Source organism: Mesotoga sp. HF07.pep.5.2.highcov (assembly GCF_003666285.1).
Taxonomy (GTDB): Bacteria; Thermotogota; Thermotogae; order Petrotogales; family Kosmotogaceae; genus Mesotoga; species Mesotoga prima.
On sequence record NZ_JFHJ01000071.1, the window covers coordinates 1 to 1,179 of the forward strand.

Annotated in this window: 1 protein-coding gene; it reads left to right on the plus strand. The window is 43.3% G+C overall.

Translation table 11 applies throughout. The features are described from left to right. Window positions 1–91: 91 nt before the first annotated feature. Window positions 92–1,179 (plus strand): peptidylprolyl isomerase (locus BG32_RS01300; RefSeq protein ID WP_121526285.1); only part of this gene is annotated, 1,088 nt, incomplete at its 3' end.

The following is a 1,179-nucleotide window of genomic DNA, read 5'->3' on the forward strand; positions in this document are numbered from 1 at the left end:
TCAGTTTTCTTCAAAATATTCACCTCTCGTGACACACCTTTTCAAATGAAATGTTATCATGAATGTACCTAATACACGAGGGGGAATGATTTTGAAGAAGTTTCTACTAATACTCCTGGCAGCGTTTTTTTCGCTCACCCTTATCGGAGCAGAGTATGCAGTCAGGATAACAAAAGGTGGAGAAGCAGTTTCTAAAGAGTTCTGGATAACAAGAGAGGAAATCGAGCAGGCATTTAACGCAACAGTGGCAAATGCGGCGAGCCAAGGGATTATTCTTGATCCTTATTTTGACAGTTACTTTACACCAAGCGAGCTTGGGCTGAAAACCATGATAATACCATACATCGTTGATGAGAAGCTAATAGATTACTTTGCTTGGGAGAGCAATTTGATTCCATCTGAAGAGGAAATTGACGCGGAAACCGATTCGATGATGGAAATGTACACCTCGAGTCCCGACATGGTTGAACAAATAGAGGCGATCTATGGTTCCATGGACGCTTTCAGATCGGAAATCAGAAACTATGTTTCCGATGCCCTTAAAGCTGAGCTCGTTCAAGAATCGGTGGCTCCTTTAAATGACGACGCTCTGGCGGCTTATTTCGAAGAGTTCAAGACGGAGATAAAGAATCAGTTTGAGACGATAAGAGCTAGACATATTCTGGTTACAGAAGAGGCTACAGCAACTGAATTAATGGACAGAATCAACAGCGGCGAAATCACCTTCGCAGAAGCTGCACTCCAGTTTTCGATAGACTCTTCAACGGCTGCGAATGGAGGCGAGCTGGGGTCAATAGTCAGAGGTCAGACCGTACCTGAATTCGAGGAAGCTATCCTTGCTGCTCCTATCGGCGAGTTGTATGGTCCCGTTCAAAGCGAATTTGGTTATCATTTGATAATTGTAGAAGAGAGAAATGAGATAAACAGCCTTGAAGATGTTGTCAACTCGGCCAGCTACAACGATTTCGTGTCAGGCTATCAAAACGATACTTATAACAGGTGGATAGAGAGCTATATAGAAGAAAACAAGTTCGACTATGAGATCTTGGATAATGAGCTCCTTTTCTACAATGAATATGCCAAAGCAAAAGCGACAGAAGAGACTGCGAACGAATTCTTCGTTGAGATAGCGTCGGGCATATTTGGCGATGGAACCTCGTCCGAAGCATCCTTGATGGA